The following is a 15085-nucleotide window of genomic DNA, read 5'->3' on the forward strand; positions in this document are numbered from 1 at the left end:
AACACGCTTGATCTTCCGCCGCAATCCGGCGGGTGTCGTAGGCTTCACTTTCGAGGTGCCGTTCTCCTGCAGGATCAAGATCTAGTCAATCCAGATCATGCCAGGTCAGAGCGGCACCTTTTGTCGTATGTGACGCTAGGTGACGATCATCCGCATGTCGGTGAATTCACGAGGTTAGCTCGTGATCAGCCCACCAACCCTCGCCGAGCCATCATCCTCATCGCGTCCGATGATCTGCCGCTCGATCGCGTCCGTGATCGCCCTGTCCGCCCCGCGTACGGCGTGCTGATAGATCATGGCCGCCGGCACCTTGTCGTGCCCCAACCGGGCCATCAGGTCCTTGAGCCCCGCTCCGGACTCGGCCGCGAGCATGTTGCCGGTGTGACGAAGGTCAGGAAAGTGGAGCCCCCGCATCCCCATCTCCTTGACCAGGTCCACCCACCGCGTACGGGTGTTGAATCCGGGATCAACCTCCGGGATCAGGTCGCGAGCGCGGTGCGGCGGCCGCGGCGGGCCACCTCGCGCTCCAGGTACCACTCCACGACCAGCAGCGGGATCGTCCAGCCGAGCCAGCCGGACAGGCCGGAGATCGTCCACGCCATCAGGTCGGGGTCGCCGTGGAAGACGGTGTCCTGCAGCGGGGGCAGGGCGATGATCAGGATCCCGGTCCACACCCGGTTGGTGATGATGGAGTAGGTCAGCACGGTGCTGCGCAGCATCCAGCGCCGGTGGTCGGCGTACCGGCGGGCGCGGGCGGCGCGCCAGCCCGCCACGGTGAAGGCGAGCCACAGCAAGGCGAGGAGCACGTCGCTGACCGCGAGGAACGGCCCGAACGGGGTGCGCGCCCCGATGACCAGGCCGGTCAGCCCGGCCGGCAGCACCCCGGCGAACACGTAGACCCGCCCGGCGCGCCGGTGCCACACCGAGTGCCGCCGGCGGAACCACGGCCACACCTGGAAGAACGCGGTGACCATGGCGACCGAGGCGAACAGCACATGCGCCACGAGCAGCGGGTAGTGCAGGCCGAACCCCTCTGGCTGCGGCACCCGGGACAGCGACGGGTCCCCGGTCAGGTACGGCGGCAGCGAGAACGCGAGGAACCCGGCCGTGACCAGGCCGAGCGGCACCGTCCAGCGACGCCGCCACCACGGACGCCGGCGGGCCGATACCGGCGGAGGACTGTCGATCGTCGTGTGCATGACGACTCCAAGGGGGAGGGTCGAGTGGATGCGTATGCCATACGCTTAATGCGTACCATATACGCAACGCGTAGGCCATACGCAAACTGGTAAGCTCCCTGGAATGCCGGACAACATCGGAGACGAGCTGCCGCACGCGCTGAACGTGCTGTGGGGGCGGGCCAAGCCGAAGGGGCGGGGACGCACGCCCGCGCTCAGCCTGGAGCGGATCGTGGCGGCGGCCGTCGCCCTCGCCGACGAGGAGGGCCTGGCCGCGCTGTCCATGGCCCGGCTCGCCGAACGGCTCGGCTGCGCGCCCATGTCGCTGTACCGGTACGTGGCCAGCAAGGACGACCTGCACCTGTTCATGCTGGTCGCCGCGCCCGGCCCACCGCCGGAGTTCGGCACGGCGCCGGCCGACTGGCGCGGCTCACTCACCCGGTGGGCCGTCGAGCTGTTCGGCGTCTACCTGCGGCATCCGTGGATCGTCCAGCTGGTGAACTCCCCGCCGGTGGACCCCGGCCAGCTCGCCTGGTTGGACGCCGCGCTGCGCGCCCTCGGCGGCACGCCGCTGGACCAGCGGGCCCGGTTCTCGGTGGTCATGCTGGTGCTGCACTACGTGCGCGGCGCGGCCCAGCTCCTGACGTCCATGACCGCCGAACCAGAGGAAGGGGCCGACGGGGCGTACGCCGCCCTGCTCACCGAGCTCGCCGAACCCGGCCGGTTCCCGGCGCTGGCCTGCGCCGTCGAGGCCGGGGTGTTCGCCCCCAACCCGGGGGCCGGTCCGGACGACGACTTCCGCGCTGGCCTGGACCACCTGCTCGACGGGGTGGGGGTGGCGATCGAACGCGCCGCCCGGGCTTGAGCCGGGTCAGCCGACCGGCGCGGCGCCGCAGGAGGCGCGGAGCCGCGAGCTCCTTCGGTCAGCATCGGCTACTCCACCTCGTCAAGGGGGGCGAGGAGGCCACAGGCTCCTTCGATGCCTCCTGAGGAGACCAGGTCACGGATCGCAGCCGCCATTCCTTCGAACCCGGCATCCCTGACGATGATCAAATCTGAGCACCAGAAGTACCGGCCGCCAAGGCACTCACCAGTGCGCGCGTCCTTGTCCATGATTCGCCGTACTACATCCAGCGTCATGAACGTCGCGTACCGACGGGAGCCGTCGCGGAAGGTGATCGTCACGTCTGCCTCGTCAGCGGTATCCGGCTCGTACCCTTCCCACGCTGGAATGGTCATCTCGAACTCGGGATCCGTGATGCGGTAGAAGGTCCCGTCGAAACTGATCACCCTATTACGCCTCCCGCTGCGGCAAACTCCGAGGGATCCATCCAAGAAGCGTCCCACCTCCACATCCCGCCGCGATCACCGTGCCATTGGCGTGCCATTAGGCAGGGTGACGAGGGGGCAACCACGGTCACTCATGACCGGCTCCACGCGCAGGTCAGCGTCCGTACGGGCCTTGATCCATGCAATTCCCAAGCTGACAGCGCGGGTTCGATTCCCGAGATCTCGGTCACGGGTGGTCTCATTCCTCGTCGCGGCCATGCAGGTAGTCCTCGAAGGTGGGGCGTCGATCTCTTCGGCGCGACAACACGATTGCGGCCACCAGCGCGGCAGGGACCATTGCGAGCCTGAGCGCCCTGCGGCCCAGTCGGCGGACCACCTTGAGCAGTTCCTTGAGCGTCTGCCAAGGGTGTCTCAGGGCTATGACGGTCAACATGAAGGCCACGCCGCCGAGGCTGATCCCCGAGAAGTCGTCGGGGTCGTCTCGCCCCTTCTCCTTGGTCACGGTGCGGAACTGAAGGTGAAGGGCAGGAGCTTAATGCTGCGGACCAATGGAATCCTCCCAAGTCAGCATGGACATCAGGGTCGCAATTGAGCCGTGATCGTGAGCGTACATCAGGGAGCCTTACATGGCTCCGGACCATTGGCTCGACGGGATTCCAAGGCGCTTCGGTGGGCAGCAGGACGAAAAGGGCTGATTGAGTAGATCCTGCCGCACTGCCGAATTGCGCTTTTAGGGATCAAGGGCGGCGCTGCGCGCCGCCTCGCGGCCCTGCACTCGCTCGGCGGCCAGGGCATGCGGCCTGGGGGCCGGTCTCCAGCAACGCGCCGGGCTCGTAAAGGACGTAAGTACTCAGGTGCTCACGCAGCGCGGGGATGATCGCCTGCGGGATACCGATCACCCGCCGTCCCGCCTTGGACTTCGGAGGCCCGAGAACCAGCTCACCCGTAGACCGCTCGATGAAGGCCGCCCGAACGCGAACCGTCGCGGCCTCCAGATCGAGGTCACTACGAAGCGCGCTCACCTCCCCCCACCGCAGACTCGCGAAGGTCGCCAGCAGCACCAGGGCGGAACCGCCGATCCTGCGTGGAGTCGGCCCGGCCATCCATACCCATCTTCCACAGCGCCCGCTCGGCATCAGCACAGCTGTGGAAAACCTCGGGATGGGTGCGCATCTCGCCATGCCGCTGGAAGCGCAGCCGATAGGCACCGTTCTTGACCTTGCGGACGTTGCCGACCGGACGACGGCCTACCCTCTCGGCCAGCTCGAAGACCTGGGCCACGGTCAGCACGAGCCGCTCTTCCGGGTGCTCGTCGCCGGCCCCGCGGATCCGGCACGGATTGGCCGAGATGATCTGATCCTCCTCGGCCGCAGTCATCAATACCGCCCGCAGCAGCCGATACGCCTTCGCCGCCATCGACACCGAGACGCCGTTGCCGACCAAGGCTCGGTCGTCCTGGTTACCGTCGGTGACACCTGAGCGGCCTGGTGGCTCACTCACATGCCGATGAGCGGACGTTGGGACGTCAGTGGTGCGGGTGTCGTTGGATGGCTATGTGGTCGGGTTTCGCAGTGTCCCCACGGATATCGCGTCGCTGCGGGCAGGTCGTCGACCGGGTGCTGAGGTACGGGGTCGACGGCGAGTACCTATACGGTGACGACGGTCTTTCCGGCGGCGTGGCCTTGAGCGAGGTGGCGGATCGCGTCGGCGGCGTCGGCGAGGGGGTAGGCGCGGTCGATGACGGGTGTGACGGCGCCGGAGTCGATGAGCCGTCGTAGTTCCTCGAGGTCGGCGGCGTGTTCCTTGGCCATCAGGCTGCGCAGGCGCTGACTGACGAACATGGACATGAACGGTGCGCGCAGCATCTGTCGGTCGAAGCCGCCCAGTAGCCGGCCGCCACCATGCTCGCCGCCGACCAGGACCAGGGTTCCGCGCGGCGTCAGGGCGCGCCGCAGCAGGGATACCGGACGGTTACCCGCCGTGTCGATGATGACGTCGTACCGTGCCCCGTTGCCGTCGATCTGGCTGTGGGTGTAGTCGATGACCTCGGCGGCGCCGAGGGAACGGACGAGGTCAACCTTCGGGGTGCTGCACACGCCGGTGACCGTAGCGCCGAATGACTTGGCGATCTGCACGGCGAAGCTGCCCACGCCGCCCGCCGCGCCGATGACCATGACTCGTTGCCCTGGCCGCAGGCCCGCGCAGTCGCGCAGGCCCTGCAGCGCGGTCGTCCCGGAGATAGGCGTGACCGCGGCCTGCTCGAAGGAGAGGTTCGCCGGCTTGATCGCCAGCCGATCCTGCCGCGCGGTTGCGTACTCGGCGAAGGAGCCGCTCTCGCAGGTCCCGTACACCTCATCCCCCGGTCGCAGCCGTGAAACCCGCGCACCGACGGCCTCCACAACCCCGGCCAGGTCCCGGCCGCGTACCGGCACCTTGGGCTTGCGCAGTCCGAACCCGAAGGCCCGCACCAGGTACGGCCGACCGGTCATGAGGTGCCATACGCCTGGGTCCACGCCTGCGGCACGCACCCGTACGAGCACCTCGTCGTCACCGACCGAGGGCCGGTCGATGTCACGCAGTGCCAGCACGTCCGCCGGGCCGTACATGTCCTGAACGATCGCCTTCATGATGTCTCCTCGCCAGAGTTGGGGTACTGGAACACATCGTCGAGCCCTACGCCGAAGACGTTGGCGATGAGGAAGGCCACTTCGAGGGAGGGCGAGTACCGGCCCTGCTCGATGGCGATGACGGTCTGCCGGGTCACGCCGATGCGTTCGGCCAGTTCGGCCTGGGTCATCTCGCCGTGCGCGAAGCGCAGTGCGCGGATGCAGTTCGTCACGCGGGTCGGCTTCACCATTGCGGGAGCCTCCCGCGGTACATGGCAATCTTCGCGACCGAGCCGAGGACCGCCGACAGCGTGAAGCCCAGGTAGATCACGTTGGCGATCCAGAACCGGTCCCACCCAGCCATCGCCATGAGCATCGCCGCGACCGCCCCGATGACCAGGAACGACTGACCGACGTAGTCGCCGAGTTGGCCAATCTGTCGATCACGCACGTCCGCGGCCCGCGACGCTTTGGGGCTCACGACACCGATCGCGGTCTCGGCCACGATGTTCGCCACGATCGACGCGCCGACGGTCCACAGCAACGCCGCCGCGTAAGGAGCCTCCGTCAACGGCCGCCCACCCCCGCGGCCCACCACAGTGACCACGTAGACGGCGTACGCCACCACGGCGACGACCAACATGATCCACGCGCGCTTCTCTCTGTGCGCCATGCCTACCCCTCGGTGTAAAACATTTTCGACACCATTAATGTAACGAATGCTTGACGTGGTGTCCAGAATTCCTTACATCGAGTTCGGTGTGCCCGCCCGCAACGCACCGCAGTCGACGCGCTGCATCTGCCGTGGGCCCGCCACTGTTTGCGACCTCCGCACCGCGGAGCGGTGCTCCGGCGACCCTAGCGAACACGCCTGAAGACGCCCTCATCTGCTTGAGATGAGGGCATCGGCGGCCGGGCATGCAGCCTGGGGGCCGGTCCCGGCCGCCAGCGGCCGGGCCGCCCACTCGACACACGCCGTCAGTACTACGCACCATCAGCGCACTGCGAGCTGATCACGTCCATAGGACTGCAACAAAGCACCATTTACAGTTGGCGGCATGGCCGAGATCAACCCACCCCAAGACGGTCGCTATGCCGAACTACACAGACTCGGCGAAGAAGAACGTCGCATGGCGCTTGAACTGCGAGAGATCCGCGCACAGATAGCAAGCCTCGTCCAGCAGCTCTTACCTCACCACGCACGCACAGAAAAGATCGACGAAGTGGTACAGGCGAGCGGATACAGCCGACACCTGATCGATGTCCTCCGATACAAGGAGCACCCCTGGCACCGCCCGCAATAACCAAGCAGCCCAAGGGCAAGCCTCCGGCAGGGGTCTCCGGCTCCGGGATGACCGCCAGTGGCATGCACGTCCCTGGCGGCCGATCAGTGGCTGAGGTGGGGGGTCTGATCATCCCGTCAGCCATCACCCGGGACAAGCCGAGCAGACCGGGGACAGCGGGTCGATCAGCCGGGCGAAGGTGTGTGCGGACGCCGCACCAAGACGTTCATGATGAAGAGATGCTGACCGAGCCCGAAGCCCGAGGCCTCGCCGACAAAGAACTCGCCCGAATCTATGAAGAGGCCCGCGGATACTCCGACTACGACGGTGGCATCGTCGTCGTCGGCGTGGAGGAGTACCCCATCGGCTGGGTCTACTACTACCAATCGGCCCGGTACGTACGGACCGGGGAATTCAGCGCCATGCTGGCTGGCAATGCACCCATCCTCATCGACCGCCAAGACGGCGCGATCCTTCCCACGGGTACCGCGCACCCGCTAGAGCACTACATCAATGAGCACACACGATCTCGCGCCGAACGGTGACGGGTCCCGGACATGGTCGTCGTGCCATTAGCGTGCCATTAACACCGGTAAGACAAGGGCACTCACGGTCACTCACGACCGGCCCCAGCCGCAGGTCAACGGTCCCATGAGGCATGATCCCTACAATTCCCAAGCTGACAGCGCGGATTCGATTCCCGCCACCCGCTCCAAGAGCGAAGGCCCAGGTCAGGGACACATTCCCGACCCGGGCCTTGATTGTTTCTGCGGCTCTTTGATCTTCTCGGGCCATTAGTCCTTGATCAGCTCACCGAAGCCAGGAACCCGGCTGCGCCGTCGCCCTCATCGTCATCGCGTCCGACGATCTCCTCAGTCACTGGTAAGACCGAGTCTTCATGAACGATGTCGTCCACCCTCTGTACTCTCTGTAGACGGGGAAGGGAGCAGGCCATGACCGCGCAACCGCACGACTTTATGCCTAGCGAGACGCTGTTGCCGGAGAAGAACCTTCGAGCCATACGGGCCGCCCTTGTCGTCCCTGAGGACCGCGAGGCGTTCGATGCCGGGTTGAAGGCGGTGCTCGATGAGGTCAGGGTGAGCCTTGACCTTGCGGCGCTGAACACGTTCATGCATCGCTGGTGGATCTCCGCCTGCGACTCCGCACGAGACCCCGAGGGCCGTCGGCAGATGCATGCCCGGGCCAAGCAGGTTCTGGCCGGCGAACCCGCCCCTGCGGGAAAGCCGTGGCGCGAGATCCTCGCCGCCCGTGGAATCGATGTATAGGTGTACAAGCTCATCGTTGATCCAGTCGCCGAAGAGCAGATCGCTGCACTACCTGACGAAGCACTTCGACCCCTCGCGGAGTTATTCACGCTTCTCGAGACCGCCCCTTGGAGCGGGACACCGTACAACTCGGCCAAACCCAAAGCGAACATGCTTACCCACGCCTTCGGCGAACGCGGTCTCGCTACCTACGTCGCCCTGGAGCACCAGCGGGAGACCTATCTCGTTCGCATCGAATGGCCGTAGCTCTCGGCGAGCGTGAGCGTGCCCGTTGCGTGCCCGTACGATCAGCGCCCAACAGGGAATCACAGGGACTCACGGTCACTCGATCGACATAAGCCCAGGTGACCCTCGCCCAGTTCAGAGAGCATGGTCTTGAAAGACTTCCCAAGCTGACGGCGCGGGTTCGACTCCCGTCACCTGCTCCAGGAGCGAAGGCCCAGGCCAGGGACACATTCCGGACCCGGGCCTTGATCGCTCTTACAGACTTCCTCACCCACGTGCCAGACCAGTTCAAGAGCGGGGTGTGAAGGACAGCAGGTCGCCGGGCTGGCAGTCGAGGACCTCGCAGATCTTGCTCAGCGTGGAGAACCGGATCGCCTTCGCGCGGTTGTTCTTAAGGATCGACAGGTTCACGTTGGTGATCCCCACCTTGTCGGCCAGCTCGACCACCGTCATACCGCGCTCTTCGAGCAACCGATCCAGATGTACCTCGATGCCGTGCTCAGGGCTTTCAGCGGGCGACATCAGACAGTTCCTTCGAGTTCCTCGCGCATGTGCGCGCCGACGCGGACTACCTTCGACATGACTACGAACCCTAGTCCGGCAAGCACGGACGCCCACGGGACGTCCCAGCCGAACAGGGCCATCTCCCATACTCTCCTGACGGAGCCGGCCACCATCGATACGGCCAGCCCGGTCTCAACGACAGCCGCGTACAGCGACGCCGCGACTGCGCCGATGATGAGGAACGCGCCGAGGAACCGCAGCCTGGCGACGACCACCTCATCGAAACCGCTCTCCCGCCGCGCGCGTCCGATCAGCCGGTCGAGGAGGAAGAGCGCGACGAGCAGCATAAGCGGGGTGGCGAACCTCGACGTCTGATAGAGCAACTGCGTGCCGAAGCTGGAGTCGTCCTTGCAGATCCGGGGCAGCGGGTGGGCGAACTCGACTCCACTCCGCACGGGGTAGGGGTTGTCGTCGATGGTGCTGCTCGCCGCCAGGGCCTTCATGCGTTGGGGGTTCTCGAAGATGTTTCCCTTCACGGCGCCGATGCCCGGCGATGCCACGCACACCAGGCTCTGGGCGCCGCGGGAACCGAAGGCGTTCTCTCCGCCGGTCAAGGCCGCACGACCGACCTCATAGACCGTCATGGCGGCGAACAGCACCAGGAGAAGGCGGACGGCGATCGCCGTCCGCTTCAGGAGGGTGGGCCTGTCGAGGGACACAGCAGCGACTCCATATCGTTGGTCGATATTATCGTTCGTCGATGCTATCGATAAACGATAAAGAGTCAAGCGGGGTCCCGTCGTCCCGATGCAGGCCCCCGAGCTGGTCCCGAGCAGCTCGGCGAAGCCTAGACTTTCGCTATGCCGATCTACCTGAGCCTGCTCGACGGTGTGCGGTGGCAAGGGCAGCCGGTGGTCGGCGAAAGGGCTCAGGCGCTGCTCGCAGCTCTCGCACTCGCCTGCCGGACCGTGAACGCGGATCGGCTCGTCGCGGAGGTGTGGGGGGACGACGAACCAGCCAATCCAGCGAAAGCGCTGCAGGTCCTGGTGTCTCGGACCAGGTCGGTCGTGGGGTCGGAGGCGCTGGTCACGAAAGAGGGCGGCTACCGGCTCGAGGTTCCGGCCGACCGGATCGACGCCGTCCGGCTGCACGATCTGGCCGGCCGGGCGCGGGCGCTGCTCGTCGAGAATCCGGCCACGGCAGCCGCGGTGGCGGAGGAGGCGCTCGCGCTGGGCGTCGGGGCGCTGCCACCCGAGGGCGGCGGCCCGCTGGCCGAGGTTCGCCGGCGCGCGGAACGCGACCTGGCGTCCGCGCGGCTCGTGCTCGCCCGGGCCCGGAGCCGGAGCGGCGACCACGGCCCCGCCCTGCCCGGGCTCGAGGAGGCCGTGCGCGTCCACCCCGAGGACGAGGGGCTGCTCGCCGACCTCCTGCGCAGCGAGGCGGCGGTGCGCGGGACGGGCGCCGCGCTGGGCCGCTTCGAGCGCTACCGGTCGGACCTGCGTGCGCGGATCGGCGCCGACGTCGGCCCGGAGCTGCGGCGGGTCCACCAGGAGCTGCTGGCGCTCGACAGCCCCGTACGTGCCGGCGTGCGGTTCGACACGACCCCGCTGCTCGGCCGCGACGACGACCTCCGACGGGTGCGGGCGCTGCTCGCCACCTCCCGGGTGGTCTCGATCCTCGGCCCGGGCGGGCTCGGCAAGACCCGGCTCGCCCATGCCGTCGCCCGCGAGGCCCCGCAGCCGGTGGTGCACTTCGTCGAGCTGGTCGGCGTGACCGCGCCCGAGGACGTGGTCGGCGAGGTCGGGTCGGCGCTCGGCGTCCGCGACTCGGTGACCGGACGCCGCACACTCACCCCGCGGCAGCGCGCCGACGTCCGCGCCCGGATCGCCCAGCAGCTCGACCTGGCCCCGACGCTGCTGGTGCTCGACAACTGCGAGCATCTGGTGGAGGCTGTCGCCGATCTGGTCGCCTATCTGACCGCGACCACGCGGGAGCTGCGCGTCCTCACCACGACCCGCTCGCCGCTGGCGATCGCCGCCGAACGCGTCTACCCGCTGCCCCAGCTGGGAACCGGCGACGCCGTCGAGCTGTTCCGCGACCGCGCGACCGCGGCCCGGCCCGGCGTACGCCTCGACGAGAAGGACGTGCGCGCCGTCGTGGCCCGCCTGGACGGCCTGCCGCTCACGATCGAACTGGCCGCCGCGAAGGTGAGGGTGATGTCACCGGTCGAGATCGCCCGCCGGCTGGAGGACAGGTTCGCGCTGCTGCGCGGCGGCGACCGGAGCGCGCCTTCCCGGCACCAGACACTGCTGGCGGTGATCGACTGGTCCTGGAACCTTCTCGGTGAGCGGCAGCGCCGGGCCCTGCGCCGCCTCTCGGCCTTCCCGGACGGCTTCGCCCTCGACGCGGCGGAGGAGGTGCTCGGCGGCGACGCTCTCGGCGACATCGAGGAGCTCGTGGAGCAGTCCCTGCTCACCGTCGTGGAGACGGCCGACGGCGTCAGGTACCGCATGCTGGAGACGGTGCGCGAGTTCGGCCGGGTACGGCTGGACTCGGCCGGCGAGGCCGCCGAGGCGCGGGCCGCCGTGCGCGCGTGGGCCGTCGGTTACGCCCACCGGTACGGCGTCCGGCTGTACTCGCCGGAGCAGGTCCACGCGATGGACCGACTGCGTTCGGAGGAGACGAACCTCGCCGACATCCTGCGCGAGGCCCTCGCCGACCCCGACCCCGAAGCGGTGGTGGTGCTGTTCTCCACTCTGGACGGCTACTGGACGATCCGCGGGGACTATCCGCGCGGCATCGTCCTCACCCCGGCCGTCGCCGCCGCGCTGACCGGCTGGACGCCGCCGCCCCGGCTCCTCGACCGGGCCCGGGTGGCCCTGAGCATGGCACTGTTCAACACCGTCATGGTCTCCGCCGAAGAGATCGGGGGGCTGGCACAGATGTTGTCCGCGCTGGGCGCCGACTCGGCGAACCCGGCCATCCGGGCGCTGGTGACCGCACTGCTCACCACAGTGGCGAACTCCGAGAACGGCTTCGACACGCTGATCGCCGATCCCGACCCCATGATCCGCCAGGTCGCGCTGCACTGGCTGAGCCACGGCCGGGAGAACGCCGGCGACCCGGTCGGCGCGATCGAAGCGGCCCGGGCCGCCCTCCAGCTCGTCGATGACGACGGCGGTCCCTGGCGTCGGGCGGTGCTGCACACCCAGCTGGCCGGCCTGTACGCGCACCTCGGTGACTCCGCGTCGGCCTCCGGACACGCCACCGAGGCGCTCCCGGTGCTCGAACGCCTCGGGGCGGTGGACGACGCCATCCAGCTCCGCGCCGCCCTCGCCATGGCGGCGCTCACTGAGGGGCGCCGCGACGAGGCCGCACGGATGATCGACGACCTGGAGGCGCTCGCCTCCCACGGCACCTACGGCGGGATCCTGTCGGCCGCCGCCGGCAGAGCCCAACTGGCCCTGGTCGACGGCGACATCGCCGAGGGACTGCGGCGGCACCGCGAGACCGCCGAGGTGCTCCGGAACCTGCGCGTCCCGGGCACGCCGGACGGTTTCACACCGTGGACCATCCTGGGCGAGGTCATCGCGCTCTCGGCGTTCGCGCAGTACGGCGAGGGCGACGACGGCGCGGACTTCTTCGAGTCGCTGCGGACCAAGGTCCTGATCATGTTCGGCCCGGACCACACGTTCAGGGACTACCCCTTGGTGGGGATGGTGCTCGCCGGGCTGGGCATCTGGGGCCTGCTGAAGGGAGCGCTGCCCGCCGAGGAGGGGGTCCGGCTGCTCGTGCTCGCCGACCGGTTCGCCTACAACCGGTTCACCCCGACAATGCAGTGGTCGGTGCTGTCCGCGCACGCCGAACGGATCGCCCCCGGCGTCATATCCCGGATCGAGGCCGAATACGGTGAACGACGCGGCCCCGACCTGCTGGCCGAGGCCCATGCCGTCCTGGAGCGGGTGGTCTGACACCGTCTACATCTTGTCTACATCTTGCGGGAGTACGAACGGACCGCCAGTGGAGCGAAGACCGCAACGACGACCACGCAGCCGATGACCGCCCAGCCGACCTCGGCCGTCACGGCCCCGTCGTTGAACAGGTCGCGTACCGCGGAGACGACATGCGACACCGGGTTGACCTTCACGAACGCCTGCAGCCACCCGGGCAGCGTCTCGGCGGGGACGAAGGCGTTGGACAGGAAGGTGAGCGGGAACATGATCATCATCGAGATGCCCTGGACGCTCTGCGCGGAACGCGCCATCGTGCCCAGCCAGGTGAAGATCCACGCCAATGACCAGCCCGCGATCACCGTGAGTACGATGCCGCCGACGCAGCCGAGAACACCGCCGCCGGGGCGGTAACCGATGGCCAGGCCGGCGACGAGCGTCAGCACCGACGCGAGACCGTAACGGATCAGGTCGGCGATCATCGGCCCGGCCAGGGGGGCGATCCGCGCGATCGGCAGGGACTTGAAGCGGTCGAACACCCCCTTGTCCATGTCTTCGCGCAACTGCACGCCGGTCGCCATACAGACGGTCAGGGCCGTCTGGGCGAGGATGCCCGGGATCAGTACCGGCAGGTAGTCCGACACGCTTCCGGAGATCGCGCCGCCGAAGATGAACGCGAACATCGCGGTGAACAGCAGCGGCTGGATGAGGACGTCGAAGAACTGCTCGGGCTTGCGGCGCATCTTCTTCAGGGCTCGCCGTGCCATCGCCAGGATCTGAACCCAGGTCTCCTGGACCGAGCTGCGGGCCGTGGTGCGGGCGACCACGGCGGACGGGTCGATGCGGCGAGGGGTGAGAGGGGTCGTGGTCATGGTGCTCGTGGTGGTCATCGGGCCGCCTCCATCTGGGGTTCGTCGTCGGCGCCGTGGCCGGTCAGCGCCAGGAAGACCTCGTCCAGCGTCGGTTTGGCGACGCTCACCGAGGAGATGCCGAGGCCGGCTTCCCGCAGGCCGATCAGGACGTCCGCGGCCCGGTTGGGGTCGGGGAGGGGGATGTTCATGCGTCCTGATTCCGGGGTCAGGACCGGTTCCTCGCCCAGCAGCCGGCGGACGACGTTCGCGGCCAGGACGGTGTCGGAGCCATCGGCGAGGTTGAGCTGCAGGGTCGAGTCGCCGACCTGGGTCTTCAGGGCGTCGGGGGTGTCCTCGGCGACCTTTCGGCCTCGGTCGATCACGGCTACGCGGTCGGCCAGTTGGTCGGCCTCGTCCAGGTATTGGGTGGTAAGGAGGATCGTGGAGCCGTCGGTGACCAGCTCGCGGATGGTGTCCCACATCTGGCCCCGGGTTCGTGGATCAAGGCCGGTCGTGGGCTCGTCCAGGAAGATCAGGGGTGGGCGGGTGATCAGGCTCGACGCGAGGTCCAGGCGGCGGCGCATACCGCCGCTGAACTGGGACAGGGGACGGTCGGCCGCCTCCTGGAGGCCGAAGCGTTCGAGCAGCTCGACGGCGATGGTCTTGGCTCGGGTGCCGGTCAGGCCCTGTAGACGGGCGAACAGCCAGAGGTTCTCCCGGGCGGTCAGGTCCTCGTCCACCGAGGCGTACTGGCCGGTGACGCCTACCAGCTGCCGGATGCGGTGGGGTTCCCGCCGGACGTCGACGCCGAAGATCTCCGCGTGACCGCCGTCGATCGGGAGCAGGGTGGCGAGCATCCGGAGCATCGTGGTCTTACCCGCTCCGTTGGGGCCCAGGACTCCGAAGATCTCGCCTTGCCGTACGTGAAGGTCGATTCCATCCACGGCCCGGAAGTCTCCGAAGTTCTTGACCAGACTGTCGGCCCGGACCGCACTGAGGTCCGCCATGACGCGTCTCCTCTCTCCGCCGGGTACCTCCCGGCGTCCGAGGAGAGCTTCTGCCTTGTCGGCTTCATCGCGGCTTCACGGTGGTTTCACCTCTGACCTGGCGGTTTCACCGGCTCCGGTGTCCTTCTCCACTACGGCATGTCTTCGCCATCCGCGGCAACATCTTCACCGTCCGAGAGAAGGGCCCGCGCGCTGTCCCCACGTCGTCGAGGCGATGCGCAATGCTATGAGACCCGCTCCCGCTCTTCTCGGAGCTGACAGACCTCCGGACGCAGCCGGGCGACCCGGCGGACCGCCCATACGCTGGGCTTGCTGGCTCCACGATGACGCTGGGTTATCCCGACGTTCCCATCAGCCATCTCTATCGGCCCACGACGGCTAAGCTCGACGGCAGATGCCTCGGCTCGCTTACCCGAGCCGAGGGTGAACGTGAGGAGGTAGCGGCATGACCGCCGAGCCGCACGAACTGATCAGCGTTAGGACGCCTGAACAGATCGTGGAGTCCCTAAAGGTCGACCGTAGTCCGCGTAACATCCGCGCTTGCCTTCCTCCTAGCGATCACGACTACTTCGACAGGGACTACCGGCGGGCCATGGCCAAGGCCACCGAGGAACTGGACCTCACGCCCGTCAACGCCCTGCTCGCTCATTGGTGGCACATGGCCAGGATGAAGGCAACCGGGGAGTACGAAGCGGTCCTGGAACACGGGGCTCGCATCCAAGAGCAGATCGAACGTGGCGAATACGTCCCGGGGCGACCGTTGCGGGAGGTTCTTGCCGAACGTGCATCCGAACTCGGCGTGGAACTCAACCTTTAGATGTATACGGTCAGCAGGAGCAAGCAAGTAGACGAGCAGATCGCCGCACTTCCCGCCGAAGCGCTCGCAGCGTTCCACGAGGAGAGGT

At 67.7% G+C, this 15085-nt stretch carries 20 protein-coding genes; 7 read left to right on the forward strand and 13 right to left on the reverse strand.

Translation table 11 applies throughout. From position 1 onward, the window contains the following. Positions 1 to 174: 174 nt before the first annotated feature. Both QSK17_RS33685 and QSK17_RS33690 read right to left on the reverse strand, forming a co-directional pair. Positions 175 to 414 (reverse strand): hypothetical protein, encoded by a 240-nt coding sequence (locus QSK17_RS33685; protein WP_285710269.1) that lies wholly within the window; start codon positions 412 to 414, stop codon positions 175 to 177. Between the two features lie 65 nt (positions 415 to 479). Then, a complete protein-coding gene (locus tag QSK17_RS33690) occupies positions 480 to 1199 on the reverse strand; it encodes a DUF2306 domain-containing protein (protein ID WP_285710272.1) in 720 nt (239 codons plus the stop codon). Positions 1200 to 1302: 103 nt separating this feature from the next. Here QSK17_RS33690 and QSK17_RS33695 point away from each other — a divergent pair, with 103 nt between their 5' ends. After that, positions 1303 to 2043 carry a TetR/AcrR family transcriptional regulator gene (locus QSK17_RS33695; protein WP_285710274.1) on the forward strand — a complete coding sequence of 247 codons (741 nt, stop codon included), beginning with the start codon at positions 1303 to 1305 and terminating at the stop codon, positions 2041 to 2043. A gap of 68 nt (positions 2044 to 2111) precedes the next feature. Here QSK17_RS33695 and QSK17_RS33700 read toward each other — a convergent pair whose 3' ends face one another. The 7 genes from QSK17_RS33700 to QSK17_RS33730 all read right to left on the reverse strand — a co-directional run bounded on the left by QSK17_RS33700 (position 2112) and on the right by QSK17_RS33730 (position 5747). Beyond that, positions 2112 to 2468: a hypothetical protein gene (locus tag QSK17_RS33700; protein ID WP_285710276.1), complete on the reverse strand. Its 357-nt coding sequence runs from the start codon at positions 2466 to 2468 to the stop codon at positions 2112 to 2114. 238 nt (positions 2469 to 2706) lie between these two features. Next, positions 2707 to 2970, reverse strand: a complete 264-nt coding sequence (locus QSK17_RS33705; protein ID WP_285710278.1) for a hypothetical protein — start codon at positions 2968 to 2970, stop codon at positions 2707 to 2709. 235 nt (positions 2971 to 3205) lie between these two features. Beyond that, on the reverse strand, positions 3206 to 3490 hold the full coding sequence (locus QSK17_RS33710; RefSeq protein ID WP_285710279.1) for a site-specific integrase: 285 nt from the start codon (positions 3488 to 3490) through the stop codon (positions 3206 to 3208). Then, positions 3474 to 3911, reverse strand: a complete 438-nt coding sequence (locus QSK17_RS33715) for a hypothetical protein (protein ID WP_285710281.1) — start codon at positions 3909 to 3911, stop codon at positions 3474 to 3476. The genes QSK17_RS33710 and QSK17_RS33715 overlap by 17 nt, the downstream gene beginning before the upstream one ends. Before the next feature lie 203 nt (positions 3912 to 4114). Next, the gene (locus tag QSK17_RS33720) at positions 4115 to 5095 is read right to left on the reverse strand and encodes an NAD(P)-dependent alcohol dehydrogenase (protein ID WP_285710284.1); all 981 of its coding nucleotides are present in this window, start codon (positions 5093 to 5095) and stop codon (positions 4115 to 4117) included. Beyond that, positions 5092 to 5325, reverse strand: coding sequence for a helix-turn-helix transcriptional regulator (locus tag QSK17_RS33725; RefSeq protein ID WP_285710287.1), 234 nt, complete (start codon positions 5323 to 5325; stop codon positions 5092 to 5094). Before QSK17_RS33725 ends, QSK17_RS33720 begins: the two co-directional genes overlap by 4 nt. Beyond that, on the reverse strand, positions 5319 to 5747 hold the full coding sequence (locus tag QSK17_RS33730; RefSeq protein WP_285710289.1) for a hypothetical protein: 429 nt from the start codon (positions 5745 to 5747) through the stop codon (positions 5319 to 5321). The genes QSK17_RS33725 and QSK17_RS33730 overlap by 7 nt, the downstream gene beginning before the upstream one ends. Positions 5748 to 6132: 385 nt before the next feature. Here QSK17_RS33730 and QSK17_RS33735 point away from each other — a divergent pair, with 385 nt between their 5' ends. The 4 genes from QSK17_RS33735 to QSK17_RS33750 all read left to right on the forward strand — a co-directional run bounded on the left by QSK17_RS33735 (position 6133) and on the right by QSK17_RS33750 (position 7889). Next, a complete protein-coding gene (locus QSK17_RS33735) occupies positions 6133 to 6378 on the forward strand; it encodes a hypothetical protein (RefSeq protein WP_285710291.1) in 246 nt (81 codons plus the stop codon). 218 nt (positions 6379 to 6596) lie between these two features. Then, positions 6597 to 6902, forward strand: a complete 306-nt coding sequence (locus tag QSK17_RS33740; protein WP_285710293.1) for a YrhB domain-containing protein — start codon at positions 6597 to 6599, stop codon at positions 6900 to 6902. A 408-nt stretch (positions 6903 to 7310) separates the two neighbouring features. Beyond that, positions 7311 to 7643, forward strand: a complete 333-nt coding sequence (locus QSK17_RS33745) for a DUF6247 family protein (protein WP_285710295.1) — start codon at positions 7311 to 7313, stop codon at positions 7641 to 7643. Beyond that, positions 7644 to 7889 (forward strand): hypothetical protein, encoded by a 246-nt coding sequence (locus tag QSK17_RS33750; RefSeq protein WP_285710297.1) that lies wholly within the window; start codon positions 7644 to 7646, stop codon positions 7887 to 7889. 267 nt (positions 7890 to 8156) lie between these two features. Here the strand turns inward: QSK17_RS33750 and QSK17_RS33755 are convergent, their stop codons facing one another. Both QSK17_RS33755 and QSK17_RS33760 read right to left on the reverse strand, forming a co-directional pair. Further along, positions 8157 to 8390, reverse strand: a complete 234-nt coding sequence (locus QSK17_RS33755) for a helix-turn-helix domain-containing protein (protein ID WP_285710299.1) — start codon at positions 8388 to 8390, stop codon at positions 8157 to 8159. Beyond that, complete coding sequence (locus QSK17_RS33760) at positions 8390 to 9091, reverse strand: DUF2975 domain-containing protein (protein ID WP_285710301.1); 702 nt, start codon at positions 9089 to 9091, stop codon at positions 8390 to 8392. Before QSK17_RS33760 ends, QSK17_RS33755 begins: the two co-directional genes overlap by 1 nt. Positions 9092 to 9232: 141 nt before the next feature. Here QSK17_RS33760 and QSK17_RS33765 point away from each other — a divergent pair, with 141 nt between their 5' ends. Further along, a complete protein-coding gene (locus tag QSK17_RS33765; protein ID WP_285710304.1) occupies positions 9233 to 12343 on the forward strand; it encodes an ATP-binding protein in 3111 nt (1036 codons plus the stop codon). Positions 12344 to 12360: 17 nt separating this feature from the next. Here the strand turns inward: QSK17_RS33765 and QSK17_RS33770 are convergent, their stop codons facing one another. Together QSK17_RS33770 and QSK17_RS33775 are read right to left on the reverse strand one after the other, a co-directional pair. Further along, a complete protein-coding gene (locus tag QSK17_RS33770; protein WP_285710306.1) occupies positions 12361 to 13212 on the reverse strand; it encodes an ABC transporter permease in 852 nt (283 codons plus the stop codon). Then, complete coding sequence (locus QSK17_RS33775) at positions 13209 to 14180, reverse strand: ATP-binding cassette domain-containing protein (RefSeq protein WP_285710308.1); 972 nt, start codon at positions 14178 to 14180, stop codon at positions 13209 to 13211. The genes QSK17_RS33770 and QSK17_RS33775 overlap by 4 nt, the downstream gene beginning before the upstream one ends. Before the next feature lie 445 nt (positions 14181 to 14625). On the opposite strand from QSK17_RS33775, the gene QSK17_RS33780 reads away from it, so the two are divergent. Continuing rightward, positions 14626 to 14997 carry a DUF6247 family protein gene (locus tag QSK17_RS33780; RefSeq protein ID WP_285710311.1) on the forward strand — a complete coding sequence of 124 codons (372 nt, stop codon included), beginning with the start codon at positions 14626 to 14628 and terminating at the stop codon, positions 14995 to 14997. Positions 14998 to 15085 lie beyond the last annotated feature (88 nt).

The sequence above is a fragment of the Microtetraspora sp. NBRC 16547 genome (assembly GCF_030268965.1).
Classification (GTDB): Bacteria; Actinomycetota; Actinomycetes; order Streptosporangiales; family Streptosporangiaceae; genus Microtetraspora.